The sequence below is a fragment of the Enterobacter sp. RHBSTW-00901 genome, from assembly GCF_014103115.1.
GTDB lineage: Bacteria > Pseudomonadota > Gammaproteobacteria > Enterobacterales > Enterobacteriaceae > Enterobacter > Enterobacter cloacae_P.
Map to the genome: position 1 here is coordinate 716,116 of NZ_JABXPB010000001.1, position 24,924 is coordinate 741,039.

32 protein-coding genes and 1 pseudogene are annotated in these 24,924 nt (G+C 51.3%); 1 reads left to right on the forward strand and 32 read right to left on the reverse strand.

Annotated features, from left to right (window positions below):
* Positions 1–38 precede the first annotated feature (38 nt).
* From HV318_RS03480 to HV318_RS03515, 9 genes and pseudogenes are all read right to left on the reverse strand, one after another.
* Complete coding sequence (locus tag HV318_RS03480; RefSeq protein ID WP_182271575.1) at positions 39–2,759, reverse strand: host specificity factor TipJ family phage tail protein; 2,721 nt, start codon at positions 2,757–2,759, stop codon at positions 39–41.
* Positions 2,756–3,136 (reverse strand): nitrite transporter, encoded by a 381-nt coding sequence (locus tag HV318_RS03485; protein ID WP_182271576.1) that lies wholly within the window; start codon positions 3,134–3,136, stop codon positions 2,756–2,758. Before HV318_RS03485 ends, HV318_RS03480 begins: the two co-directional genes overlap by 4 nt.
* 9 nt (positions 3,137–3,145) lie before the next feature.
* Positions 3,146–3,628, reverse strand: a complete 483-nt coding sequence (locus tag HV318_RS03490) for a DUF1833 family protein (RefSeq protein WP_182271577.1) — start codon at positions 3,626–3,628, stop codon at positions 3,146–3,148.
* The gene (locus HV318_RS03495) at positions 3,625–4,089 is read right to left on the reverse strand and encodes a hypothetical protein (RefSeq protein ID WP_182271578.1); all 465 of its coding nucleotides are present in this window, start codon (positions 4,087–4,089) and stop codon (positions 3,625–3,627) included. Before HV318_RS03495 ends, HV318_RS03490 begins: the two co-directional genes overlap by 4 nt.
* On the reverse strand, positions 4,089–7,157 hold the full coding sequence (locus tag HV318_RS03500; RefSeq protein WP_524537209.1) for a phage tail length tape measure family protein: 3,069 nt from the start codon (positions 7,155–7,157) through the stop codon (positions 4,089–4,091). Before HV318_RS03500 ends, HV318_RS03495 begins: the two co-directional genes overlap by 1 nt.
* Before the next feature lie 252 nt (positions 7,158–7,409).
* Positions 7,410–7,811: pseudogene (locus tag HV318_RS24465) on the reverse strand (phage tail tape measure protein); the annotation flags it as partial.
* A 39-nt stretch (positions 7,812–7,850) separates the two neighbouring features.
* Complete coding sequence (locus HV318_RS03505; protein ID WP_182274656.1) at positions 7,851–8,174, reverse strand: hypothetical protein; 324 nt, start codon at positions 8,172–8,174, stop codon at positions 7,851–7,853.
* Positions 8,171–8,638: a phage-derived protein YdaY family protein gene (locus tag HV318_RS03510; protein ID WP_182271580.1), complete on the reverse strand. Its 468-nt coding sequence runs from the start codon at positions 8,636–8,638 to the stop codon at positions 8,171–8,173. The genes HV318_RS03505 and HV318_RS03510 overlap by 4 nt, the downstream gene beginning before the upstream one ends.
* Positions 8,639–8,694: 56 nt before the next feature.
* Positions 8,695–9,867 carry a phage tail tube protein gene (locus HV318_RS03515; protein WP_182271581.1) on the reverse strand — a complete coding sequence of 391 codons (1,173 nt, stop codon included), beginning with the start codon at positions 9,865–9,867 and terminating at the stop codon, positions 8,695–8,697.
* Positions 9,868–9,986: 119 nt separating this feature from the next.
* Here HV318_RS03515 and HV318_RS03520 point away from each other — a divergent pair, with 119 nt between their 5' ends.
* Complete coding sequence (locus tag HV318_RS03520; RefSeq protein ID WP_182271582.1) at positions 9,987–10,601, forward strand: NUMOD4 domain-containing protein; 615 nt, start codon at positions 9,987–9,989, stop codon at positions 10,599–10,601.
* 14 nt (positions 10,602–10,615) lie between these two features.
* Here HV318_RS03520 and HV318_RS03525 read toward each other — a convergent pair whose 3' ends face one another.
* From HV318_RS03525 to HV318_RS03635, 23 genes are all read right to left on the reverse strand, one after another.
* Positions 10,616–11,008, reverse strand: a complete 393-nt coding sequence (locus HV318_RS03525; RefSeq protein ID WP_182271583.1) for a phage tail terminator-like protein — start codon at positions 11,006–11,008, stop codon at positions 10,616–10,618.
* On the reverse strand, positions 11,005–11,637 hold the full coding sequence (locus HV318_RS03530; protein WP_182271584.1) for a hypothetical protein: 633 nt from the start codon (positions 11,635–11,637) through the stop codon (positions 11,005–11,007). The genes HV318_RS03525 and HV318_RS03530 overlap by 4 nt, the downstream gene beginning before the upstream one ends.
* A gap of 1 nt (position 11,638) precedes the next feature.
* A complete protein-coding gene (locus HV318_RS03535) occupies positions 11,639–12,022 on the reverse strand; it encodes a glutamate 5-kinase (protein WP_182274522.1) in 384 nt (127 codons plus the stop codon).
* Between the two features lie 239 nt (positions 12,023–12,261).
* Positions 12,262–12,654 carry a protein singed gene (locus HV318_RS03540; RefSeq protein ID WP_182271585.1) on the reverse strand — a complete coding sequence of 131 codons (393 nt, stop codon included), beginning with the start codon at positions 12,652–12,654 and terminating at the stop codon, positions 12,262–12,264.
* 3 nt (positions 12,655–12,657) lie between these two features.
* Positions 12,658–12,981: a hypothetical protein gene (locus HV318_RS03545; protein ID WP_182271586.1), complete on the reverse strand. Its 324-nt coding sequence runs from the start codon at positions 12,979–12,981 to the stop codon at positions 12,658–12,660.
* 49 nt (positions 12,982–13,030) lie between these two features.
* Positions 13,031–14,167, reverse strand: coding sequence for a major capsid protein (locus tag HV318_RS03550; protein ID WP_182271587.1), 1,137 nt, complete (start codon positions 14,165–14,167; stop codon positions 13,031–13,033).
* An 85-nt stretch (positions 14,168–14,252) separates the two neighbouring features.
* Positions 14,253–15,017 carry a DUF6651 domain-containing protein gene (locus HV318_RS03555; RefSeq protein ID WP_182271588.1) on the reverse strand — a complete coding sequence of 255 codons (765 nt, stop codon included), beginning with the start codon at positions 15,015–15,017 and terminating at the stop codon, positions 14,253–14,255.
* 149 nt (positions 15,018–15,166) lie between these two features.
* Positions 15,167–15,334: a hypothetical protein gene (locus HV318_RS03560; RefSeq protein ID WP_182271589.1), complete on the reverse strand. Its 168-nt coding sequence runs from the start codon at positions 15,332–15,334 to the stop codon at positions 15,167–15,169.
* Positions 15,335–15,371: 37 nt separating this feature from the next.
* Positions 15,372–16,484, reverse strand: coding sequence for a phage minor head protein (locus HV318_RS03565; protein WP_182271590.1), 1,113 nt, complete (start codon positions 16,482–16,484; stop codon positions 15,372–15,374).
* Positions 16,468–17,874, reverse strand: coding sequence for a DUF4055 domain-containing protein (locus tag HV318_RS03570; protein ID WP_182271591.1), 1,407 nt, complete (start codon positions 17,872–17,874; stop codon positions 16,468–16,470). Before HV318_RS03570 ends, HV318_RS03565 begins: the two co-directional genes overlap by 17 nt.
* A 4-nt stretch (positions 17,875–17,878) precedes the next feature.
* Positions 17,879–19,183, reverse strand: coding sequence for a terminase large subunit domain-containing protein (locus tag HV318_RS03575; protein ID WP_182271592.1), 1,305 nt, complete (start codon positions 19,181–19,183; stop codon positions 17,879–17,881).
* A complete protein-coding gene (locus tag HV318_RS03580; RefSeq protein WP_182271593.1) occupies positions 19,161–20,162 on the reverse strand; it encodes a terminase small subunit in 1,002 nt (333 codons plus the stop codon). The genes HV318_RS03575 and HV318_RS03580 overlap by 23 nt, the downstream gene beginning before the upstream one ends.
* A gap of 4 nt (positions 20,163–20,166) precedes the next feature.
* A complete protein-coding gene (locus HV318_RS03585) occupies positions 20,167–20,367 on the reverse strand; it encodes a hypothetical protein (RefSeq protein WP_182271594.1) in 201 nt (66 codons plus the stop codon).
* Between the two features lie 334 nt (positions 20,368–20,701).
* Positions 20,702–20,911: a hypothetical protein gene (locus tag HV318_RS03590; RefSeq protein ID WP_249421788.1), complete on the reverse strand. Its 210-nt coding sequence runs from the start codon at positions 20,909–20,911 to the stop codon at positions 20,702–20,704.
* A 46-nt stretch (positions 20,912–20,957) separates the two neighbouring features.
* Entirely contained in the window at positions 20,958–21,509 is a 552-nt protein-coding gene (locus HV318_RS03595) for a hypothetical protein (protein WP_182271595.1), read from the reverse strand.
* Positions 21,506–21,946, reverse strand: a complete 441-nt coding sequence (locus HV318_RS03600) for a lysozyme (RefSeq protein WP_182271596.1) — start codon at positions 21,944–21,946, stop codon at positions 21,506–21,508. Before HV318_RS03600 ends, HV318_RS03595 begins: the two co-directional genes overlap by 4 nt.
* Positions 21,933–22,253 carry a phage holin, lambda family gene (locus tag HV318_RS03605; RefSeq protein ID WP_182271597.1) on the reverse strand — a complete coding sequence of 107 codons (321 nt, stop codon included), beginning with the start codon at positions 22,251–22,253 and terminating at the stop codon, positions 21,933–21,935. The genes HV318_RS03600 and HV318_RS03605 overlap by 14 nt, the downstream gene beginning before the upstream one ends.
* Before the next feature lie 256 nt (positions 22,254–22,509).
* Positions 22,510–23,307, reverse strand: a complete 798-nt coding sequence (locus HV318_RS03610) for an antitermination protein Q (protein ID WP_182271598.1) — start codon at positions 23,305–23,307, stop codon at positions 22,510–22,512.
* Entirely contained in the window at positions 23,297–23,443 is a 147-nt protein-coding gene (locus HV318_RS03615) for a YlcG family protein (RefSeq protein ID WP_182271599.1), read from the reverse strand. The genes HV318_RS03610 and HV318_RS03615 overlap by 11 nt, the downstream gene beginning before the upstream one ends.
* The gene (locus HV318_RS03620) at positions 23,440–23,796 is read right to left on the reverse strand and encodes a RusA family crossover junction endodeoxyribonuclease (protein ID WP_182271600.1); all 357 of its coding nucleotides are present in this window, start codon (positions 23,794–23,796) and stop codon (positions 23,440–23,442) included. Before HV318_RS03620 ends, HV318_RS03615 begins: the two co-directional genes overlap by 4 nt.
* A complete protein-coding gene (locus HV318_RS03625) occupies positions 23,793–24,089 on the reverse strand; it encodes a DUF1364 domain-containing protein (RefSeq protein ID WP_182271601.1) in 297 nt (98 codons plus the stop codon). Before HV318_RS03625 ends, HV318_RS03620 begins: the two co-directional genes overlap by 4 nt.
* On the reverse strand, positions 24,082–24,297 hold the full coding sequence (locus HV318_RS03630) for a hypothetical protein (RefSeq protein WP_182274523.1): 216 nt from the start codon (positions 24,295–24,297) through the stop codon (positions 24,082–24,084). The genes HV318_RS03625 and HV318_RS03630 overlap by 8 nt, the downstream gene beginning before the upstream one ends.
* Positions 24,297–24,893, reverse strand: coding sequence for a DUF1367 family protein (locus tag HV318_RS03635; protein ID WP_182271602.1), 597 nt, complete (start codon positions 24,891–24,893; stop codon positions 24,297–24,299). Before HV318_RS03635 ends, HV318_RS03630 begins: the two co-directional genes overlap by 1 nt.
* Positions 24,894–24,924 lie beyond the last annotated feature (31 nt).

Sequence of the window (24,924 nt, forward strand, 5' to 3'; positions counted from 1 at the left end):
AAACCCGCCGAAGCGGGTCTATTTTGGGAGATTTTTTGTTATGCGACGTTGCCAGGGTAAGTGGCATTGTCGTAGTCGTAAAAACTGTCGCGATATTCCTTCGCCGTTACCTGACATGTTCCATCTGATTGTGGTGCAATCTCAGAAACGATAGCGTTATAGCCGGCACTGGAGGAATCGCAGAAAATTAAACGGGGAGGCTCGATCGCAGGATCACCGATAATGATGTTGTCGAACGCAGCAAGGTGGGGAACAGACAGACCATAATCCCCTGCTTTCTTCACAACCATCAGACCGGAAGCTGTTCCATCCTGATAACGAAGAATTGCCCGCGGATTTTCAAATGACCAGTCAGGTGGTTCGGTTACGGTGAATGTTGTCACACCGTCTACCGTGCTCATCGCCTCAACCAGCGCTGAAATCGTCTTGCTGCCTGGTATGTCATCAGTCAATACAATGCGATCCCCTACGTTGTAGCAGAGCGCATCGAGTTCAGTGGTGGTCGTAAACGTCAGGCGCTGCCGGCGATACTTCATCAAGCGCCGCATGCCAATCTGGTAAGCACGATTGCGGTCAAGTACGCCATCGAGGGTGTAGGCTTCGATTTTTACAGGGGTTGGATTGTCAGCTGTCCGGCACTGCACTGTTTCCTCTGCCCATGTCGTGCCGTTGATGTACGTCACATCAACACTGTCATAATCATCTGCAGACGGGGCTACAAACGCAGTTTGAAGATCCTCCGTCATCTCCTGAGGGCTAATAATGCCCGTCCACGTTTTAACGCCCTCACGCGCAACAGACGCCAGCCCGTCTGACAAAAGGAAATAGCTTTTCCCGGCATTAGCGACCTTCTGAAGCACTTCCAGTGCTGATGTGCTGTCCGTTGTCTCGAAGTCAAAAAACTCGTTACCCGGCGTCCACCACGTACTTTCCAGTTCGTTAATAGCGTCGATGTCCATATCGAGTCCAAGAGACTCGCCAATATGGTAAAACGCGCCAGAAATGCTGCGTGGTGGACTGGTTCCATATACTCTGGTGGCCACAACGTTAATACGGCGATCGGATTGTGCAGCCAGCTTTCCGCCTGTTTCAACCGTAACGCCCATCGTTGTAACGCCAGCATAGGTTGCCGGGCGAGTCAGAAGGCGGCCACGTAGTGCCTGCCAGAACATATTGTCTCTTGAGTTATTTTGCCCCTGCTCGTTCGTTCTTCGGCAACGCACCTCGACAAGCCCGGGTGCTCCCAGTGTGATACGCTCGGTAAACCCAAGCCCATTGATATTTTTCATTTCATACGAACCGGTTTTGCTCGACCACCCAGAACCCGAACCATACACGCGATACTGAATTTCCCACGTTACTGTGCGGTTCTTTTTGCTTCCGCTGTCCTTGTAACCGCAAATACCGTTCGGGAAGAAAAAGTTAACCTCAAACATATCGACGGTTTCATTTTCCGGGCATGCCAGGAATGGGCCCATCCAGTTATCATTTTTATTCAGGCCAGATGCGTCAAAGTCCAGAACGGTACGGGGCGAGAATCCCGGCCAGGTTAAATCGACCACGCCACCAACAATACGTTGTAGCGTCAGGCTTGTTCCATCGATCTCAGTGACTTTGTATTCGTATCCGGCATGAGACAGGGATAACCTGATAAGCCCTTCAGGGATCCCAGTGAATGCCGTACCCGTTGCGCTTTCATAGGCCAGCGTGACGGATGCCGTAACCTCATCTGTTGTCGGCGTCGCATCAGCATGTGGGGTGTAGGATGCGATATACAAATCGTAATCGACGCTGTTGTACCAGAGTGTCACCGGCATGCCGACATGTGGATTAATTTCTGCCAGCACATTACTGGTAATACGACTGTGGGGGCCGTCATTCGTGACAACGAATGAATCCGGCACAATCAACTCAATGACCGACCCAACAACAATGGATGGAGGCAGGTCATTTGTTGCCGGATCGCCATCATTAGTGCTCAGGCCATTAAATGTAATCGTCGCACCTGATACTGTCAGAGACGTAGCAACAACATCATCCGTATCCGGTGCAGTCTGAGCCATATCCAGCCCTGCCCCTGATGATGTGCCACCCACCTCAGTAGAGTTGAACCAGTTTTCGCTGCGGCGATCGCCTGCAACATTGGCTCCAGGCTGATAGACAGTGTCAGAGTAACCATTACCCAAAGAGCTTACTGGCGTAGACCCCACCCGCTTGTCGCCGGTACCAAAAGAGAAATTACCAACCCCGAGAGAAACGAACATTTCTACCGTCATTTTTGTCGGGTCACTGGCATCAAAGCGGGTCACTGGCTGTACCACATAATCGGGGTAAATGCGGCGGCGGCCAAACAGCTCACGGATCGGATCCCCAAGTTTTGCCCTGTTCGCCTTTGCCGGGTTTACATCAAGGCTGTTACCAGTTCCCGAGGAATAACCGCCTGGGTCAGCAGCACCGGGGGCGAAGAACAGGGCATATGCTACAGAGGCTACTGATACAGCGACAGCGATCCATGCCAGCGCAACAGCACCATGCGGAACTGGATAAATCCTGACATCACTGGCCGGGTTGATCGCGTAATCAAACCATGCTGCAGCCGGTATATTTTCTCCGTCAACCTCGATAGCAATCGGGTGCTTCATATCAGCACGATAACCTTCCACATTGCGCTTCAACCACTGATGAATGGTCATGGCACCGTGTTGATGGGTTTCCAGCGGTTCGCCCGGGAGCCGGGAGGGATAAATTCGAATTGTCACTGCCAAAACTCCACTTTGACAAAGCGGCGTACAAAGCGCGCCAGGGGAAGAAAGGTGACATTCATTCTCGGATTGCATTCAGCAACATGAAGCTGACCAGAGATATTCACGACAACAGCGACATGCGTCACGGTCGAGCCTGAGTAGCAGGCCACGCCAGCGCCCTCACAGGGGTCGCAGCGCCTGAGTGATAGCATCAGCTTGCGCGCTTCGCGATTCAGTCCGCCTTCATCTTTTGTCACCCCGGCGAAATCCGGCCATTCAGGCAAGCCGAGATCGCGCCTCACCTCATTAACGATGCCGAAACAGTCAAGTTCAGGGTAAGCGCGTCCGCCCTTCAGCCATTTGACTGAAAGGTATTTATCAGGATTAAACATGGAAGCTCCTTAGCTCATGTATCTCAGGCCAGGATAAAATGGGAGCGTGTATCGATAGCGAGGCCAGGCCGTATCCAGCACGTTCATGTATCCCGCAGTGATCTGCGCCGTAGCTCCCTTCCAGTAGCCGCTTTTGACGGTAAGAGTATACGGCGGCTCGGCTGGCAAACTCAGATCATCAGAGGTGTACTTTCGGTAAGTGATCGCAGCGCCATCAAGATTATCGAGAGCCTTCATAATGGCCGTAGATGCTTCACCATCGATATTGCTGACAGCAAACTGCAGATCCTGTGTCCCGTCACTGTTTCTCGCCGGGAGAGCAACGGCGATTGCGCTGGCGGTAAAGGTCAACACTTCACCGGTTTCAGTTGTCGCTGTTATATCGTCGTAGCCGTCGCAGAGATAAAGCACATCGTCGCCAATATTGATCTGCAATGTCTCGATGATGACCTCTTCTCCGCTGCTGGCATAAAGCCTGTTCAGTATGGTCATGATTCAGGCCACTCCCTGTTAAGCGCAATGTCGATAATGCTGCTGTTGATGATGTAGTCCGGGAACTGTGCCCAGCCGTCATCCAGAACCGGGCGTTTCCACAGCTCAAGAGTCGCGGAAAACTGCCAGTAAATCGGGGCAACCAGTGTTGGCCCCTGATAAATATCTGTAAACCGGCATTTGTAGAACTGCACACCCAGCGGTGTTTGCAGCTTCATGAAGAACCAGTCAGCACCGTCGGTAATGGTTTCGCGATACCAGGCCCCAAACAACTGCGCCTGCGCATCGGTTTCCATAAGCCACTGCACACTGGCCTGTGTCGGCGTCGAAATGTATGCCCGACGCTGACGCGCGCGCCCGGTAGTCATTTCAGTTCGCTTTAACGGGCTGATGGGTTGAAACGCATAACCGTCCTGCAGCGGCATAGGCAGGTAATCATGAGGGTAATATTTTTCAGCCATCAGGTTGTCCTCCGTCCGCTATACATACCCCTCATTGCATTACCTACCTGACCGTTTCCCTTTACAATTTGATTGGCAACCTGTTCCACTGCGTCTCTGGTGGCCTGTTTCTGAGTTTGTGCCAGAGAGACATTCATCTGATCCGGGGATACCCCCTGCTGAATATTGAAGTTCTGTGTTATTGGTGCGTTCATCGTCATTGCCTGACTGTTGTCATTGCTGACGTTCTGCGCGCCGGTACCAAAACCTGGCTTACTGAGCGTGGCATCGAGTGATCCGCCATTTTGTAAGGCCTGAAGGTTTGAAACACCGATTCGGTTCGTCGCCTCTTTGTTGAAAACAAACTCATCGGCATGCACCAGCCCCTTAACCTGATATTTACTACCCGGGCCCGTCCACCCGCCGTTAGCGAAACCAGCACCCGCCGTCATGGCGGATGAAGATGCAGCAACGGCTGCAATTAGAGGTGTGGTTGCAGCCTCTGCTGCTGCCATAGCACCTGGGGCAATAATCCATCCTGTCAACGGTATCGCAGCAGCCGACGCATAAGCATTAATGGCTGCTATTTGTGACATTGCTGTTGCCTGGCCAACCATTGATGCAGAAGCGCCTGCTGCAGCGGTCTTTCCTACAAGCAATTGAACTGCCTGATACACTAACCACTGCGCTGCCATCTTCGTCAACGCATCAATAACAGCCTCGCCCATTCCTGCTGCCATGTTTTTGAATCCATCACTCAAACTTTCCGTTCCATGCACCATCGCTGAAAGGTTGGATGAAATAGCAGTTTCAGTTGAGCTGAGAATTGATGTTGCTGCTGTGGTTACCGATTCATAAAGCGTTGGAACACTGTTCAGATATGACTGCAACCCATTTTGAACACCCATTTGCCAGTTGCCATTAAGCTGATCCAGCTGGGTGTAATAGGATTGCTGCATGGCAAGACGCTGATTAAGAGCCTGCTGTAGTGCTGCAGTCTCTTGGTCATATAAGTTTTGCGATATCTGCCCGGTGGTTCTCTGATTGGTTAATTCGATCTGTTTTTTCTGATACTCGCTGGAAATTTTCGTCATTTCCTGCTGGCGTTTTTGCTCCTGAGATAACACCGTATTGCTATTGAGGCTATTTTGCAGTCCAGTTGCATCGTTTTGCAGTCCAGAGGAAAGCGTATTTTTATACGCCGTCAGCTTATCAGTATCCTTGCGAAGCGAAATCTCCTTCTCAATAGCCGCGTTCTTCTGCAGTTGAGCGGTAATAGCATCCTTGCTAGCCAGGAGAGATTTCTGATCGGCAGTAAGGGTTTTCTTCGATTTAATGTCAGAAAGCTGTTGCTCCCACTTAATTAGCGCCTGTTGCGCAGTGCCTATTTTTTCTGTTGTATCAAATTGAGATGTTAAGGTAGCGTACTGCTGGTTGAGTTGATCCAGCATTCTAGCCCCAGCATCTTCACGATATGCTTTTGCCTTTGGGGTTTTAGGGGTTTTCGGGTCTTTGTATTTCTCGTTAATATTTGCGCGAAGTTTTGCCTCCTCATCCACGCTGATGGAGTTCCCGGCAGCTCTCGCTTTAGTTAAATCCCTTGTTAATTCATCCAGCGCTTTTTTGCGCTTTTGAGCGTTTGTTAAGGTCTGGTCTGTTAGCTTATTAATACGCCCTTGTGCTTCAATTCCCTCTTGCTGCCGCTTGTTGTAGTTGCTTATAGAGTTATTAAGCACATCCTGTGCAGTACTTTCCGCTTGAAGGGCGTCGCGCTTTTTAATCATCTCAGGGAGATTATATCCGCTTGAGTTAGCTTTGAAGCGGTTCCAGACCCCTCCTTCAGCTTGCATTTTTTGAGCTTCTGCAATGCTTTCATTCAGCGTGGAAAGCTTATCGGCGACAGTTTGTTCGCGCCCGATATTAAGCATGGCATCCCACGCGCCTTTAGCTGTTTTACCCAGACTATCCCAGGCTGACTCAAGCAGGCCGAGATTATTGTGAATATCAGTCGCTCTCTGCTGCATGGCATTTGCATAAGCATCTGTCGCAACGCGAGAGGCTTCCTGTTGATTCCCCTCATCCTGAAGGGCTTTAATCTGGTTGTAAGTTGCCAGAGTCAGGAAGTGATACTGGTCATTCAGCTTGGTGATTGCATCCAGCGGGTCAGCGGCGATTTTGTTGAAATCACCAACAAGCTGATCTGTCGCGATACCAGTGGCTTCACTCGTTTTGACAACGGCAGTAGTCACGCGCTCCAGTGAATCGCCAGCAACCTTACCGGATGAGACAAGTTGATTAAGAACAGATGCTGCAGCACCCGTGGTTGAATTTGCGGCCACTCCGGCGCGCGCGGCAATATCAGCCAGTTGCCCGGACGTTTTTCCGATGGTATTACCTGTAAGGATAAGCGACTTATTAAACGCGTCCTGTTCCTGGCTACCCTGGTAATACGCTAGGCCAAGAACGCCTACAGCGGCGGCGGCCAGCGTAAATGGATTCACCAGCCCCATAACATAAGAGCCAACACCTTTAATCGCCGGGCCGATGCCGCCAAACATATCTTTCAGCTGGCCGCCCTGCTGCATCAGAACCATGAACGGTGACTGACCAGTAGACAGACCGACAACAATATCTGTCATCTGAGCGGGGATCAGGCGCATCGCCCATGCAGTTTGCTTTGCAGACATGCCAGTTTTTCCTAACTGCGCCTGGGTTTTTTCTAACTCGGTACGCATTTCACCGAGCGTGCCGGAAAGTTTTGTGTATGACTCAGGGGAAAGTAACCCTGACGATTTCGCAGAGTCGAGCTGCTTTTGCTGCTCCGCGAGTCGGCGGAATCCCTCTCCAATCGGATCAAGCTGAGCAACCAGGCGTTGCAATGCCGCACGCTGCTCATCATGAGCTTTCGCCGCTTCCCTCTCGGCCAGAGCTTCCCCGGTAATTTCCCGACGAGTTTCCTGCAATTTTTTACTGTAGGTGTCGAACTGAGCAGTATTGAGTTTTCCGGCTGAGAGCGCAGCATTAAGATCTTCTTGCTGTTGGTCAAGATTCCTTAGGGCTGCCGTCAGCGGATCAATCTTATCCAGCATGCGCTGGAACGCCAACGCTTGAGCCTCCTGCTGTTTGATTGCATCAGACGCTGCCTTTTCTGCATCACGTTGCGCCTGTGCCTCTCCTGTTAACTCCTTGCGGGCGTCGGAAATTTTTTTGCTATAGGCGTCATACTGCTCAAGATTTAAATCCCCACGCTGAGTAGCGAGATAAATTTCTTTCTGCTGCTCTTTCAGTCCTCTTAGTCCGCTAGATACTGGATCTAACTTATCCAGCATCCTTTGGAATGCTTGTGCCTGAGCTTCTTGCTGTGCAGCAGCCGATTTACCAGCGCGCTCAGCTTCCCTTTGGGCGGCGGCGACACCACTTAATTCCTCCATGGTCTCATTAAGCTTTTTAGTGAGGAAATCGAACTCTTCTTTACCTATTAATCCCTTATCAAAATATTTTTTTAATTCGGAAAAGCGCCGGCCAACCGTATCAATAGCTGCGCCTACAGGATCAATAGACGCCTTAAGTTTTGCAAGCGCATCACGTTCTTCGCTGGTAGCTTTAGTGACCTTATTAGCGCTGTCAGCGGCACCCTGCCCAGCCTGCGTCATTTTATCGAGAGCAGTAGTCAGGTTTTCTGCGTTTTTTTCTGCGCCGGTACTATCAATAACTATGGCGAGGCGGGATGTCTGTTCTGACATTGCTATCTCCGGGCATAAAAATACCCGGACGTACCGGGCTTATTGTTTCTGTTTACCGTGGCTTTTCTGTTCCTGCGCCCAGCGCTCACGCCATGCGTCATCGAGGGCAAATATCGCCGCGTCAAATTCATCACGATCAATAAGAATGGGTCTGGCAGAAAGAAAGCGCTCAATATCATGAAGTGAGATCGGCAGTGGAGCACCGGCCATGCCGGCATAAAGCCGGGATCGGGAAATAACTGAGTAGGCGTTGAGGATTTCCCCTGTCACACCGTCAATTTCAGGTTCTGGGATTGGTGGGAGTTTTAATTTCTCCCTTCGCCACTTTGCCTTTTCTCCCTGCTCCCCGCTGAACTCACTCAACCACTTTTGCGCTTCGATTGCTTTTTTACGGTTTCCTGCTTTTGCTCTTCTTTCCCGCTGGCTATCTCGGCAGCGACAGCCAGAATCTGCCAGTAGAACTCAGGTCGTTGTTTCAGGAGAGCGGCTCCCTTTTCAGGTGTGTATTCAATGGCGATCTCTTTACCGTCCACCAGCTCTCCGACGCCTTCCCAGTCAGTCAACAGATACTGCGCACAGTTGTAGATGAGCAGATCGTCCATTGAATCAATATCGCCAACAACGGAAAGGTCAAACTCATTCGTACCCGCCTTATATACCGCGTCCAATTTTTCAATATGGCGGCGCACAAGCGCATTTCTGGAGCGATATTGCGGATTTTCGATACTGCAGACCTTCAAGCTAAGGCCTTCAACCGGTTTAAGCTCAAGCACTGGTGTGAACCAGCGTTCGCCGCCAATATCGATGCGAGGGGTAATAATTAACATTGGTGCTCCTGATATGAAAAACCCGCCACGCTGTCATAGCGTAACGGGCTGGTGGGTTATGGTGCAGTAACAGTAATGGTTGAGATCGCAGTGAACGTGCGTACCTTCCCGGTGATTGTTGCACTGCCTTCAGCATGGCGCGTTACCTGGGCAGTTTTCTGCCCCGTTGACACCACGGACACGATGGCCGGATCAGAAGATACCCACTGCACCACATCAGTTGCACCGGCAGGAGTTAAAGTTGCCGTCAGAGTAGCGGTAGTCCCGACATTGCCGGAGGAAGTAGCTGGCGCAACGCTGATTGCCGTAGCTGGTACCGTAACGGCGCGCGTTACAGTCGGAGAGACATCGGCTGCAGTGATATCCAGCTGAACCTGGATAATGTCAGTATTGCCACCGTCCGGCCAGTCACCTGCAACCTGCACTTTAGGGAATGCAAACGTGTACTGCCCTTCGTCATTCGCCAGGGTGAAACTGAAAGGTACGGTTGCGCCAGTAAGCGTTTTGCTCCAGACCTCCCATGCAGCTTTAGACCAGGATAAGGTGATCGACCCTTTCGGTGTGAAAGTCGTCGGGATATTGGCACCGGCGAACGGAGAACCGGTACCGATGCAGCGCTGAGTCTGCATGTTGTTGTCGAACTGAATGTTGAAGGTGTCGATGCAGAAACCAGCACCACCATCAACACCATTCAGGCTGATGCCTGTGACCTCTTTGAACGAATAACGCAGTTCGCCAGCGTTATCGGTAGCGGTACCGACAATAAAACTCGTATCGTCTGCCTTCGAGTCCCAGTCCAGCCCGGAAAAGGTAATGGTGGAAGTGATATCGCCATCGTTCGGCACCTCCATCTTCCAAACGCTTACCTGTGCACCACGGGAAATGGATGCTACACCGATATCAGATGCATAGGTAGCGAGAGAGAACGTGATGCGGTCGTTACCCATCGTCAGACTATCACCAGACCAGTCAGCACCGAAGCAGGACGCCAGAAACGCATCATGCTGCCCCCAGCGAAATTTTGTTCCCACATCACCGCCGACATCAACAGTTCCCAGCGTAGCACCCTGCGCCATACGGGTGCCGCCGATTTCGTCGTTATCTTTGGTGTTCTGGGACGGTTTCACACCCCAACTTGAACGTTTTAGAAGATTCCAGGCACCTGCTGGGGTGATTCCTGGTGTCGTCTCCCGGATAAAGGCCGATATAACTTTGGCTCCAGATGACATTTCTGTCTCCTTATTTGATGCCACCGTAACGGCAGCTTGGTATAATAAATGAGCGGCTAGGTTGATCCCCGAAAAGCCGGATTCATCCAGTGATGAGAACTCTTTGATGGAGAGTTGCTATGAAAGAAATTTGGAAACCATTCCCCGATGAGCGACTTCTCGGTGCTTATGAAGTGTCAAGTCTTGGAAGAGTCAGATCCTTAGACAGAACAATTGTTAACTCTAATGGGGCGTCGCGGCTTTATAATGGTGTCACACTAAAGCAAGTGATAGATAAACACGGATATTATCGAGTCACTCCAAAACTTAGAGATCCTCGCCGCTCGTTAAATTTCCTAGTTTCGCGAGTTGTTGCTGAGGTATTCTGTAAAAAACCTGATGGATGTGATGTTGTTAATCACATGGATGGAAACAAACTGAATAATCAAGCAGACAATCTTGAATGGACAACTGTTAAGGGTAATACACAACACTCTTTTGACAATGGATTACAAGTTGGAAGAAAAGGTATCAACCACCACTCGTGTTTGTTATCAGAATCAAACGTTATTGATATCATTTTGAGGTTAAGTAATAACCAGACTCAGCAATCAATCGCCGATATTTACGGAGTGACCAAAGCATCCATCGCGAAAATAAATAAGGGCATCACCTGGCGTCATATTCACGTTGATGGGCTGTCTCCACCCTATAGCTCCGGAACCAAAAGTAAATATCACCGAAACAGGGGATAATCCGATAAGTTCCCCTATAAAGCCCTATACGGGATTTGAAGATTGAGCTGAGACCAACCATCCGTTTCACCAGCAGGAACAGCAGATACGGCGAAATAACTGAGTTTCCCGTCATTCTGAAACTCAAAAAGCTCACGGAGTTTGTCGGCTGTTTGGGTGATGAGCAGCGAGCCAGAGCCAACAGGGACGAAGATCTGAATAATCAGCATGCCTGTCCGCTGAACAACAGGCCCGCCACCAATTTCATTCGCGCCAGCCATGCCGGAAATGTTAGTGAAGCGACCCCAGATACCTCGACCACTCGGATCAAATACGGGCCCGTTGGGATAATCCACAGCATCAGAAGCAATAGCCGTCTGCGCCGTCATGCGAGCAATGACTGTGTTACGTATTTCTGTAAGGGTCATTTGTAGGCCTGTGTTACACCATTAAATGAAACCGCATAAACGCCTGCCGGTGCCTGCTTTGAGTGCCCGTTTTCAAGCGATACGGAATAAGGGAGATTGGACTGGATGTAGATGACTGAATAACTTGGCGCAGCAAGGATTGTCGACGTCCCGTTATTGATGGTGTTTGCACCATTCGGATCTGGTTCTCTGGGAACATAATCACTTGGCGAACCGACACTCACGAAATGAGATGCCCGAAAAGTTCCTGCGCGATAGCCCGGCGGTCGATATATCTCACCCTGACCACGCCTTAATTTGCGTACTCGTTGGGGGCCGAATCGCCCTGCATTACTGCTGTACTCAGCATCGGCCAGGCTGACTTTATTACCGCGTTTAATCCTTCGGTTACCGCCTTTGTCAGTTGTCCCGAACCGGTCGCTATTGCGAAGGGCTTCATTGATATCATTAACCCGTTCACGCCGCTGAACCTGCATGCTGTTGATAGCCCATATTTCAGGGTTGCCAACCGGTGACCGAATAACGATCTCATTGAGCAACTGAATAGCTATAACGCGTTGCAGCTTACCGACATCCTCTTCCACCTTGTCAGCGAACAATGCCGGGTCAAGACTCCACGCCTTAGCCATGTCACACCCTCCGCAATTGGATGGCAAAAGCAGCACCTGCAGGATCTGTTTCCACGGAAATCGCCTTGTATCGCTGTTGTTCACCAGTAACCAGGTCAGGCGCGGTAATGATGTGATCGACTTTCGGCTTATCGGTTACCTCATTCACCAGCGCTACCAGCTCGATATCGCCTTTAATGATGTTCACGCCGTCGATACGCTCAACGCTATAATCAGCAAGGACGCCGCGCCCGGTATATGTAACGGTAGTTTCGCCCCCGGTTTCAGTTACAGGATCCCATCCGGACTGGATAACGTAAGAACTGGTGAAGGCATTAACAGCGTCAGAAAGGTCATCATCGAACGCAGCGGCTATTTCTGCCTGAAGTTCATCACGAAGCCCCATGATGGTCACCATTGCATTGCTGGAACTCAACAGTGACTACACCACGTAGTTTCCGCGTGTATATCTCACCATTTCGTTTAGCTTTGAGCGGGTGTGGGACGAATTCGATAATGCCCTTTAGCTCATTGGCATAAACGACATTGTTTATTTTGTTGTCGTTCATGAATACATCGCGGAGGCCACGTCCATCGCCAACGCAATGAATACGTGGATTGATTGGTTTGATGATGCTTATCACGCTACCCCCTCACCAGTCGTATCTGCGACTGATTAACTCCGTAAGGCTTCAACAGTGCCAGGGCGAACTGCAAATCAGGGTCGAGCAATGCGGTGCTATTGGTGGACAGTTCCGCGAATGACTTCGACACGCTGACACCTTTGGCCTCGACCAATTTACTGGTTACAACCCCAGAATCGGTTTTCTGCTGGTACAACTTCCCGGCAGCCGCCACCGAGGCGGCATATGCGCCAGCCTCTTTGACATCTTCGGGAATATTGTCGGGGCAGACGCGTAGGTTTAACCCGTTCAGCCAGGCGTTCGACATTTTGACGGATTTTTCTTTCTTACTGGCGTCTGTCCAGTCAGCTCCGAGGATCCGATCAACATCCGATACAGTGATGTAGGTGATCATGAATCACTCCTCGATGCGCCAGCCTGCCGCCTTCCAGTTTTCAACTTCGTCAGGATGAACATCAGCGGATGTTGGTGCGCCGGGGAATGCAGGGTATTCCGTGAACATAGCCACCAGCTCAACCTGTTCCTGCTGGGGTTCCTGCTGGGGTTCCTGCTGGGGTTCCTGCTGGGGTTCCTGCTGGGGTTCCTGCTGGGGTTCCTGCTGGGGTTCCTGCTGGGGTTCCTGCTGGGGTTCCTGCTGGGCAGGATTTTGTTGATCACTGTTCAGCGTGGCAAGTTTTTCCACCTCACGCTGTGCGCGCTGCTCTTTGGTCAGTCCGGCCATAAGCCCTCCAAAAGGAAAAGGGGCCGAAGCCCCTTAGTGAATGGTTGTGTTAGCCCAGCAGCATGACAGCATGAGCTGGTTTAATTTCTTTCACCCCCCACGCCAGGCCAACTTCATAACGCACCTGACGGTACTGACGGTACAGCGCGATCTGGAAGGTGATGCCTGACACCGGGTCGGTAACGTTCATCACATCATCAGCAGTATCGCCACCTTCAGGCATTGCCGGAGTACGTGAAGCCAGCAGGAACGCGTTACGATCAAATGCCATATTGGCGGTAAAACCGCTGATAACGGTAATAGCCACATTGTCGGCCAAATCCTGACGCAGTCCAGGTGCGGACAGGGTGATCGTGGTCGCGGAGGAGGCCGATACAACATACTTATTGTTGTCGCCTGCAAAAGTCACCACCTGACCAGCCGCGATAGCACCAGTGCCGGTATCGATGGCAATAATGATATCGCCCTCCTGCTTCGCACCGTTTACCAGGTAACCAGCAGCGGAAGAAGTGGGCGCGCGCTTCACACCAGCAGAGCTGTGAATATTGAAGCCCTGCAGGCGGCCAAGCACACCTTCGCGCAGGAGTTGCTCAGTTCCGGCTTCATTGACTTTGAACAGAACGGATTGCTTACCGCGCATGTTCGCAATGGCGTCAGAGTCGAGAACCATCTGCAGGTTAGTTGTTGGCGAACCGTTTTGTTCCAGAACTTTTCGCGCATTCGCTGCGTCGGAAAGATCATCTTTGATACCAAACGGCGCGGTACCAGCAGTACCGATAGCACGAGAGGTGCCGTAGTAAAGCGCACCCAAATCGGAATCAACTTCGTTAGACAGTGCGCGGAGTGCCTGGGTGAACTGGTCGGCGAGGATGGTGTTGTAGGTACCAGCCGGGCCAAGTGCCAGTTGTTCTTCACCATTCCATTTGACCGGAGCCATTTTGGACTTGGTGATTTTGACATCAACGGTGCCGATCGTCTGGTCGCCGTCATTCGGTGCTGTAGCCCCCGGTGTAATATCGACAGTGGTTGCTGCGGGTGCAACAGGGGCAGTAACTGTCTGCCCCTTCGCGGCTGCATCTGCTTTGGTATTACGTGCGACAGCGGGGATAAAGCCCACCTGTTCGCGGGAAACAATATCCAGAGCGGTATAGATAGTCGGGATCAACCCGGTCAAAGTGTTCGACATGATTCATTATTCCTTAGAGAGAGATTTGGGTTGGTTGAGCTATCCAGCTCTGGCACCAGCTCCCATCCGGAAGCTGGCAAAGTGGTTAATCGACGATAGTGATACCGTCTTTAAGTGCTGTTTGTTTCCCGGTCTGATCCAGAGAATCGAATGCTGAGCGTTTCATGGTCTTCTGCCCGGCATCGTGTTGAGTCGTTCGTGAACCACCGCCATTGTTACCACTGGCTTTCAGGATGTGGTCTTTTTGCGGGTACTGTTCTACCAGGAATTCCAGCGCTTCATCGAATGAGGCCAGTTCGCCCGGTTTGGAGCGGGAGTAGATTTTGTTGCCTGAGCCGTCATAGGCGACAACCTTGCCCTCTTCGACCTTAAATGACTGACCGAAGCGCGCCTGAAGCATGTCGGACGGAATGGCAATCTTGTCGGCGATAAATTTCGAGCCGGAGAAATTTCCGCCAATCATGGCGTCGTAGAGCTGGCCTTCCAGTTTCTGGCTTTTACCGTTGGCTTCTTCCAGCTGAGCCTGGAAGGATTTGGTGATATCAGCCCTCACTTGGTCAACCGCGCCAGCGTCGATTAATTTTTTCTGGTCGATTTTGGTCATCATTTCCAGCGCTTCGAGTGCTTTAGCCGGGTCGGTGATGCCGGAGAATTTCGCCAGATTTGTTTCAGCAGATTCTTTAGCCAAACGATGGGATTTGGCCTCTCCATTCAGCTCAGTAATTTTGCCAATCGCCTGGGCAGCATCAAAGCCGATCTCTTTTCCGTCGTCATGCACGTAAACCGGCAGGCCGTTAGCGTCTACTTCTGCGTAATGTTTGCCGTTTACTTCTACCGTCTTCAGTTTCATGTTGTTACCTTTTTACTGGCCATCCGACCGTTGCACCGCTCACCATCCGGATTGCGGCAATAAAAAAGGCCGCCCTGAGGCAGCCTGTAGTAAGTTTCAGATAATAAAAAAGGTCGCGCTATGGCGACCTGTTTGCAATAAATGGATATCTACCCGAACAGCCGATGGATGCTCTCATAAGCAGCAACAGCATCATCAAGCCCCTTTGATTTTAGGTATTCGATAATCAGATCATCAGCCTCGCCACGCTGCACCTCTGGCTGAAACACCCCATTCGCGATTTCCCACATTCTGGCTGTAAATTCTTCGTCTGTCATGATGACTCCGAGGTTTTAACCACATTAAGGAAGATTATCACAAACCAGCCCCTCTGAATGCCTGCGCGTCACGTTCACGCAACTGATCCAGCGTCAGCCATTCACCTCTGTCGGTGTAGAATTCATCCGGCGACATGCCACCATCACGAATAAGCCGCGCACGCTTCTCACCAACGATCTGCTTCTGGCGGTCGAACGACTGGCGGGAGAACCATTCCTGATAGTTGGTATCACCAGCCACCTGTCCATCCATGCTGGCACGTTCCGCTGGTGGGATATCCCGGACATCGATACCTAACTCTTTCGCCGATTTCAGGATGAAGGTTTCGGTGCTTCTGCAACAGAAGTGGATACGCCCCGGCCCCTGCAAATACGGAACCTTATGCCCTATCGGCTTGTTATCCAGCGTGTACTTCAGGCGGTCGCGAATCCTGCACATCTGCGTCGTTCTGTTGTCCAGGGTAGAAAGCCACTGTTTGCCCTTCATCAGGTCGTCATTGGCATCAGCAAAGCTGTTACGTGCCGTTGCTGCAAGATGACCCACCGCCGTTTTCGCGATACTGGCAGCATTGGCGCGACTCATCTGTAACGCGCCGTCCTGATAACCCCGGTTAGCGTGGCCGCGAACCTTACGCGCTATCTGCTCAGTGGTATCGCCAAGCAAAAATCCCTGTCGTACGGTATTGCTGATGCGTTTAATGCGATCAGCTTCAAGAGTAGACGCCCACTCACTCAGTAAGTGTCCCTGAAACGGCTGCGCCATCGCCGCGGCATATACCGCATCAGGGGAAATACCCACCAGCGGATGAACGCCAGTCACGAATTCCGGCAGTAAAGAATCAAACAGACTCAGCTGATATCCCGCCTCATGCTGAGCCAGCGTATTCAGTTCCCCGGAAAGGCTGCTAAACATGCCATTTACCGCAATGCGGTTGGTATCCCGCACACTCGCCAGAAGCGCTTCAAGCCTGGTAACCGTGAAGCTGTTCGGATCCAGCGTATCCATTGCCACCAGCAGGCGCGCGGTTAGCTCTGCGTCGCTGTCGTTGAGCAGTTTAACCATCCGGTTAGCAACGCCGGTGCTGTACCGGCTTATCCAGATAGCATGGGCTATGTACTCATCGCTGAGCCGTTCATTGACCGTTGCCATTATTGTTGCCTGTCAGCGTTACTGATGGATTGTTCAGCTCGTCGATAACAACTTCAGTATCAGCATCAGGGTCGATGAATTTCAGCGCCTGAAGAGCCCGGACTGCATCGACCTGACGAATATCACCACCTTGCCGCAACGACTGAACAGCCAGGGCCGCAGTGGCGTCAAACGTCTGAGAGGAAACCTCCAGCTCTGTACGCACATCAACATTCCCACCGTCGCTTTCACCAATCCACTCAGCCATGATTTGCAGAATGTTATCGAGCGCATCTTCCAGAGAGCTCGCCATCGTGTAGAGCGGTGAGTTTTCCTGCATGCGCTCTTCGTTGGTCTGATCGACGGATTTTGTCGAAGTATTTTCCGCCCGTAACAGCTTCGCGCCAGCCTGGCGCATCTGATTTTCCAGATCATCAATGGATGTTTTACCGGAACCTATAGCTGATCCAGTGTGCTCGGTATACTCAACCCCCTGTTTCTGCTTATCACTGAAACTCATGGCAGAGGATGAGCCGATTGTCAGTTCCTGCCCTTCGGCAAGACCATAGACACTCAGGATCGGCACGCGAGCAACGTGAAGAATGTTGTCCTGCTCGCTCTGGCTCTGCCAGTGCTTGATATTCAGCAATGCCAGATTGAGAAGTGGAGGAGAACCACGCATAAACCCGGTTCGCTTCGTATAGAGCGTTACCAGCGGAATATCACTACGGCTCGTTTCCCACTCTTCATGAATAGCCCACGATGCGCTGCCGTCATTACCTGTATTACGACGGTAGATTTCTACCTTGCCAGGCATAATGTGGCGAATTTGCTCGATTTTGGTTTGCCCGAAGTCGTCGCCATCGACAACGATAACCTCTTTCACGCGTAAATCAGTGAGAATAACCTTCCCACCGGAAACCTTAGATTTCCAGCCGATCACCTGCCGCGGGTTGAGCATCGTCACGTATGGGCGACTACCAGAGGCCTGCTCATCAGCGCGCGTTTTAACAGTTTCAGGATCTGTTCGGGGATAATCAACCAGCGCATGAGCAAGCCCATACTGGAACGCGATAGAGAAGAATTGTTGCGCCCATACGTCAAGGCGATCACCTTCCATATCTATGTCTTCAGCCAGTTCTTTAATCTTGTCCGGTGTTTCCTGACTCAATACCGTCGGCTCAGCGAAAACGCGACCGATATTCTGCTTAATGCTCTCTTCATAAGATGGGAGCAACGTCGCAACGGAAAGGCGCTGTTTATATCCTTCGGGATCTTCGTTAGGCCATTTTGGGAGATATATTTCACCCTGCCGACGCATTTCCAGTGTGCCGCCCATCAGCGCATCGTTAATATCCCACGCCTCAACCATGTCGTTATAGTCGAGATTAGGTGTCGAAATATCGGGCATGGCGTTACATCCGTAGTTTGGTGACTTTGCCAGTTGGTTTAATAATCGGGAATTGCTTCACGATGTAATACCCACCAGCATCATTGGGGTGATCGTTGTCGGCTGATTTATCCGGCTCGCCGTTCGCCGCCCACACTTGTTGTTCCAGACTTTCGGTGTAGACCGGGCATCGGGTAACGTTCACTTTGTAGCGTCGCTCACCGTTGCCGTTGCAAAACATGGCGTTCACAGAGTTAATGCGGTCTTTCACTGGTGGATTGGCGGCATTCACCACCACACTGAATCCGGCCTGCTTAAGCTGAGCGATATCCGTGGCGCTGGCATTATTCGACTTACGTGAATCGCCGGAAGCATCTGGATAGATATAAATCTGACGTGAGGAGACGTAACGCCCGCCTTCATAGCGCCAGAACTCCTCCTGAATGCGTTTAATCATCGCTGGAGTGTCATAAACCTTCACCAGTTCGCGTACCGCGCGAGGCTCCCCATCGCGCAGCACATGAACGATGGCCGCCATCTTCCCTACGTTGAAGTCCATCCCGATGTATAACGGCTCACCTGCCTGCTCTTCGTCGGTACAACTATTCAGTTGTCGATCGAACTGGTGATAGATGGTTCCGCTGGTCAGGTTAGTGAACTTCCCGCGCAGATAAGCCTTAATCAGCTCTGGCGGGTATGAATCCATCAGCGATGGTATGTAGTCGTGTGGAAGATTTTTCTCGTTATCGAACGTTGACGCTTGAATCAGTCCATACAGCGTCGCAAGCTCAGGCTTATCGCGCACGGCTTTAACAAACTGCTGGTATACGAACTTGAAACCTTCCGGCGTGGTAGTGACGTCAATGCCATTCCTCAGCCCGTCCACCTTATAACGCATTCGAGCGATGATTTTTCGCCAGGCCTGCTGCGCTTTGGCTGCAGCCATAACGTCAAGTTCATCCACCATTGCGTTGCCGATTTTAAAGCCGACAATAGAACCCGGCTTTTCCATCGAACGACAGATTGTTGTTCCGCGATACTGACGACCGGCGTAAAAATGAACCTCTTTATTGCTTTCGTTAATTTTGACATTCAATCCCCAGTCGAAAGCCACCTCTTCGACAGTTGGATAAAAAATGTCACGAATTTGAGGATACGTCGGCGCGAAATAACCCTGGTTTATTTTCGGGTGTTCCCACATCCCCTTACAGATACCGCCGCAGCCAACCCACGTTTTACCGGAACCAAATCCGGCAACGTAGGCTTTAAATTTGTGTGGCATCGCGAGGAACTGCGCCTGAGGAATATTAAGCGTCGGAGCTATCATCATCACCCCTTACTCTGGCATTCACGACGTTAATTGCGATTGCAACCGGCAATGGATCATCATCCTCAGGATCAGCTGCCAGTTCTTTTCTGAGTTTTTCCACCTCAAGCTGCCGGCGCTCAATTTCAATCTGCTGCAGGCGTTGCGCGAACTCGCTATCAGCCAGGCCAAGCCGTTTCATCACAGCTTCGTACATCCGTTCGCGGCTGATGGCTGTTATCTCAACCCCATTCTTACCCAGCTTTACACCGGAATAAGCCAGCGCAGCATCAGGGGCGAGTTTTCTGGTATCGGCGAAGTATGGCTGCCCGATCCCATCGCCATTACAACGAGGGCATTCATGGTTAGGTTCGCTGGTGTGGTCATATCCATACCCGCCCCTGTCATTTGGCTCTTTTCCTTTTTTCGCTAAAGCCTCAGCAAGCTTCTCTTCAAACTCCACTGCATCACGCCACTGGTACTGGTGACCAAAGCCCCAGCAGTAACGACAGGCACCCCGGCGATATTGAGAAAGCTGGTTGGCATCGAATGTTGCGAGCTGCCACATCTGCGCCAGGACTTCGTCAGCGCTGCCGAGCGTGCGCACAATGGACGCTTTCTGTTGGTGCGCAATGGCCTGCGCAACTGAAGTTTTCTGAAGCAGCTGATATCCAATCTGTTCAGCGGTCTTTTTGCTATATCCAGCACGGATGGCGGCCTGTGTAGCATTGCCATCCTTCAGGTATTCCGCTACGAATGAACGCTGCTGGGGAGTAAGGCCGTCATCGCCCACCAGTTCTTCTGCGCACTTTTCCTTTTTCGCAGTGCGCATTTTTTTCTGCGCAGATTTTTGCGCGGGTTGCGCAGATGGTTTTTTGATATATCGGCGGGCAGTTGCGTAATTCAGTCCCTGCGCTTCACACCATTCCTTCGGTGATACGCCGGTAGCGGCATTGTCGGACAGGAACCGTTGCTGAAGCTCGCCCCAGTCCGGTTTTGCCATGTGATCACTCCGATAATTCTTTCTGAATATCCAGTGCAGCTAATGAGATGGCAGTCATGGCGTATTCTTTCTCGCTCGAATTTTCACACAACTTGAGAAGACTGCTTTTTAGTTCAAATATCTCATTACGAATATGTTCATCGAGCGTGGAAACCGCACCGAGCAACATCAGTCTATGCGCTTCCAGTTCATTGTTTTTTGCCATTTTTCTGCTCTCTGAAAAGGTAAGTAACCAGATTCGCCCGCCACGGCTCCGGAAGGTCGCTATGAAGGTAAAAGCCCGCGTTACCATCGCGGGGAAAACCCGGCGTTACCCGTTTTTGAATAACCACATCCACTCACGCAGGGAGAATCCTCCTCATGGAGGCCACGGTCATAGTTATGATGCGGAGACAGCGACGAATCGGCGCTATGGGCATTCATGTCGCAGCGTTCGCCACCATCTCACGATGTTGCTTTGCCACTTCCGTCTGTTCCGGCTGCCAAGATTGGATCACCTCACTGGTTGATGCCTCTCTATGCTTCTTGTCGGGTAAGCATTATCGAAGCCCCTCAGCGAAGATCTTCTGTAATGATTTAACCCAGCTTGGCACGTACCAGCGCATCTTTAGCTTCGAGCAACTTGCGAAGGCCTCTGACTTTTCCGCGCCGTCTGGCAATGACTCATCCATCAGCGTCGCAAGATCGCCAATTGGCTTGCTCACTTCCTGCAGGTGCTCCGGGAGATGCTGATACGCAAAATACTTCATGATTGGAGATGATATTAATTATCCTCTGTTTGTAAAAAAAGCCCCGCTATTGCGAGGCTCTGGTTTTCTCAATTTCACGTATTCCAGCCAGCTGGTTATTCGCTTTTTCGATAGCGGCCAGCAGTGGCTTAATCCACAGAACAGCCTGGCAATATGTCAGCGTGCTGGTGGTAGTGGCGCTATTACCGGCTGCGTCAGCGTTCCCGGAATCGGTGTGCATTGCGCTGGAACGTAAACTGTTCGCGTAGCCGAGCAGCCCACCAGCGACATCAGCAGGAACAGGCAGATCACAGGTTTTTTCACGGCGGAGGATCTCCCGGTATTCAATAACAGTTTTATCGGAGCTGACATCAATCAGTGAGTTAAGTCGGCTGGCGTTATCAGCCACCTGGTTAAACCGGTTGAAATTGAAGGACTGAGTAGCAATAACCGCCCCCTGTAGGGTGTTGTCACTGCGCAGAACGTCATTATCACTCTTCAGCGTAGCAACGTCAGATCGGCTGTTTGCCAGCAGGACACACAGCACGGCGACTACTACAATGATGGCCACCAGCAGTATCAGACGCCACGAGGATTTAATATCAGCAAGGGTAATCACGACAGGAACAGAGCACGCTCCGCCTCACGTCGACGGGTCAATCCATTCAGGACTTTTCCACCAGCTTTATTCCAGCTCAGAAACTCATCGGCTGCACCAGCGTAGTCACCAGCGTTAAGTTTACGCAGCAGCGTCGATGTCGAAAGAGAGCGAGCGCCGAGGTTGTACGTAAACGACACCAGCGCATCGAACTGGCCCTGAGTCAGTCCAACTTTGACCAGGCGCGAGACGTCATTTTCGTAACTGACCAGCCCGGTCTTCAGGAGGCGATCTGCCTCTTCCTGCTTGATGACCATACCAGCGCGGATCTGCTTTCCATCAACAGGCTGAGTCCAGCCGTAACCGATCGTCCACACGCCGACGCTGTCCTGATACGCAGTAAGCTTGCAGCCTTCGAACTCTTTGATCAGAGCAATACCTTTATCACTGGTTTGCATCTTCAACCCCCGCCTTTCTGGCTGCGAACTTTTTAATCAGATTCCCGATTGAATCGGTGCCGATGTACCCGATAAAGACGCTGGCTATATAAGCGAGGTTGCTGCTCAGGCCGATAAAGTCCAGAAGGTCGCGAACGAACCAGGCAATCATCGCGCACATAAGCGCATCAATTAGCGTTTTTGTCATCGCACCGCCGTTATAGCGACCACGCAGGTACGCCATTATGAAAGCCAGCATTGCACCAATACCCTGCTCCTTGGAGGCAAGTAGCGCAGCGATGAAATCTTGTTTGTATGGCATTTTCATAGGCCTCACCTCCGATATTTCGGATGGCGCTGTGTGTAAGGGAAAGACCGCCTGGTGATTAACGACAAAACACAAAGGAATGGTTCCAGACGGCACAAATAGAAAAGGCCCACATATGTGAGCCCCAGAAAGCAGAAAACCCCGCCGAAGCGAGGTTTTAATATTCTTATAACGTTACAGGCATAATAACCCATCGTTGGAATCAGGCTAACCAATTTCCGCCACATTTGCAATAGCGATTAGTAAAGAATGTTCGCTAATGAGTTACCTGGTCTAATACCTTTTCGGCAAACGATTCTTCAATGTGGCAATGCTCCACCAGCCGATCAAAGAATAATTTATAATTACGCCGCCATGTCGTTTCCGTTACCCCCAGAGCTTTGAAGATCTCAGTATCTTTCAGGCGCGGGAACCCTCTCCCCTTACATCTCGGACATTTTTTATAAACTGGAACACCCTGAATCTCAGATTTTTTCTTATCCAGCACCTCGCCACGCCCCCGGCAACGGCATTCGTTTTTCACATCCCCCTTGCCGCCACACGCCTTACATACGACGCGAATTTGTTCGCGTACTGATTTCCATACTTCCCAGTCTGCCGGAGAAATACCTTTCGTATTTTTCACCCATTTTGGTGGCTTACCATCTGGGTAAGTAACTTTATTCGTGAAAACCTCAGCATCAATAAATTTAGAACCGTGGCAGCCACTACAGGTAACCAGGCTTGCCGCACTGAGGGAGTAATCGCGGAAAACATACCGGGCCAGAACATCGAGAAATTTTGAGCGCTCATTCTCTTCCATTTTACGCAATGATCCGTGCCGTTCTGCACGCTGCTCTGCCAATTTCTTAATATACGCGATGATATTATCAGAAGATAAAACCCCGGCTTTTGCCAGGTACAATTCAACACCTACGGCGGCTTTTGCGGCAAGCATCCCCAGTGAAGCCATCACATCTGTAATGGTCAGGGTGTCAGCAGATAAGCCGCACGGAACAGCTCCGGGCATCATAGATTTAGGCGAAAAATACTTCGGTAAGGACTCAAGCTTCATTTTGATGCTCCAGTTTTGCTTCAATACGGATGTGATTTCTTAAAATGCGATAATCAACGAGGAAAGATCCCCGATAGCGACAAATACGAAGGTGCTGCCAGCGCAGGCGAAGTGCTTCAATCAGTTCTGGTTTCATTTGATTTCCCCGATGATGATCTGGCCTTTCTCACCCCATAGCTTCGTGATACGACAATCCCAGACACAGGAATCATCATCAAAGAGCGCATCCATCAGTGCCTTAAGCATGTTGTCGCAGTCTGGTTTTGACTGGTGCGGCTTGCCGATGGACTGCTCCCGCTTCTTCTTGCTCCAGCTCGTGGGCATTGGCATAACGAAGGTGATATGCGCGCCGGACTCCGGAAGATGGATTTTGCGCAGGCGAGCTTCATCGCAGAATGCACGGTAACGCATTACTGCCGGACGCTGTTTCCACTTATCAGCTCGGGTCATTCTGGGTTTGCCGATGGGCGTGATATCGTAGATTTTCATGATTTGATAAATCCCTCTTTCCGCCAGATTTCCAGGGTGCGCATTACCCCCTCCGCATGCATCAGCCGCAGTTGGTCATAGGTGTAATCCGTGGTTTGTACCCGCCCGTCGATCACGTCGTGGCATCCGTTACAGGCGATGGCCGCCTGGGTATCGTCAGGTTTGCATCCTGTACCACACGTTCCCGCCAGACGGTAATGAGCCAGCACACTGGTTTCCGGATTGCCATTGCAATATCCGGGAATTCTCACGGTACATTCCCGCCCACGTGCAGCATTGCGAAGATTAGCCATTCTCACCCCACATCCGGCTTTGCCACCGACGATCAACGCGCGGGGGTTTATTGTCTTCCGGCAGCCGGGCGCTAACCGTCCAGGTTATGCGATCGGGATTCAGGCAGCGCTCAACATCGACGCCCCGACGCTGGTATTGCGCCACCAGCTCGTCGGCCTGTTGAGTTGAGCATTCGGTATGCTGGAAATATGAGTATTTCATCACCATCACCCCGCAAAGCTCATGAGCTGGGCGGCGGCGTTCTCTGCCTCTTCCCTGCTGTTGAAGGTGCGGGATAATATCCAGCGCCACAGGACATCAAGTGCAGCTTTGTACAGTTGCTGGAACTCGGTTTCGTCCATATTGGCAAAAGCGATACTGCGGGGATGTTTGCGGAGAGTGCCATCAGGCAGTTGGATTGCGTCGTAATGCCCGGACTCAACAGTCACCCAGGCACGATAAGCATCAAATGACTTACAGGCGCTGATACTTCCTGCGCGCTTGTCAGCAATGCGATCGAGGTACTGCTCAGCGGCATCCAGCAGCGCGCCTTCGTTGCCGCCGTAGGAAGCCAAAAATTTAGCGTAGCCGGTTACAAGCTTGCGCTCGTTGGAAGAGATCGCGCCGCCGGTTGGCTCCCAGTATTCAAAACCGAGATTCAGCAGAGCGAAGAAGCGACGGTGGTACGCTGGGTTGCGTACCTGCCGGAACTCGGCCACCAGCACAGCGCCAAGCTTAATTTTGGTTTGCAGTAATTCGCTGGTCTCCGGTGTGGCGGGGATCAGGATTCCTGAGGACTGCTTGATGAGTTGTAACTGCGCCATAGTTTTCTCCGTGGCGCAGCAGGTTAACGGC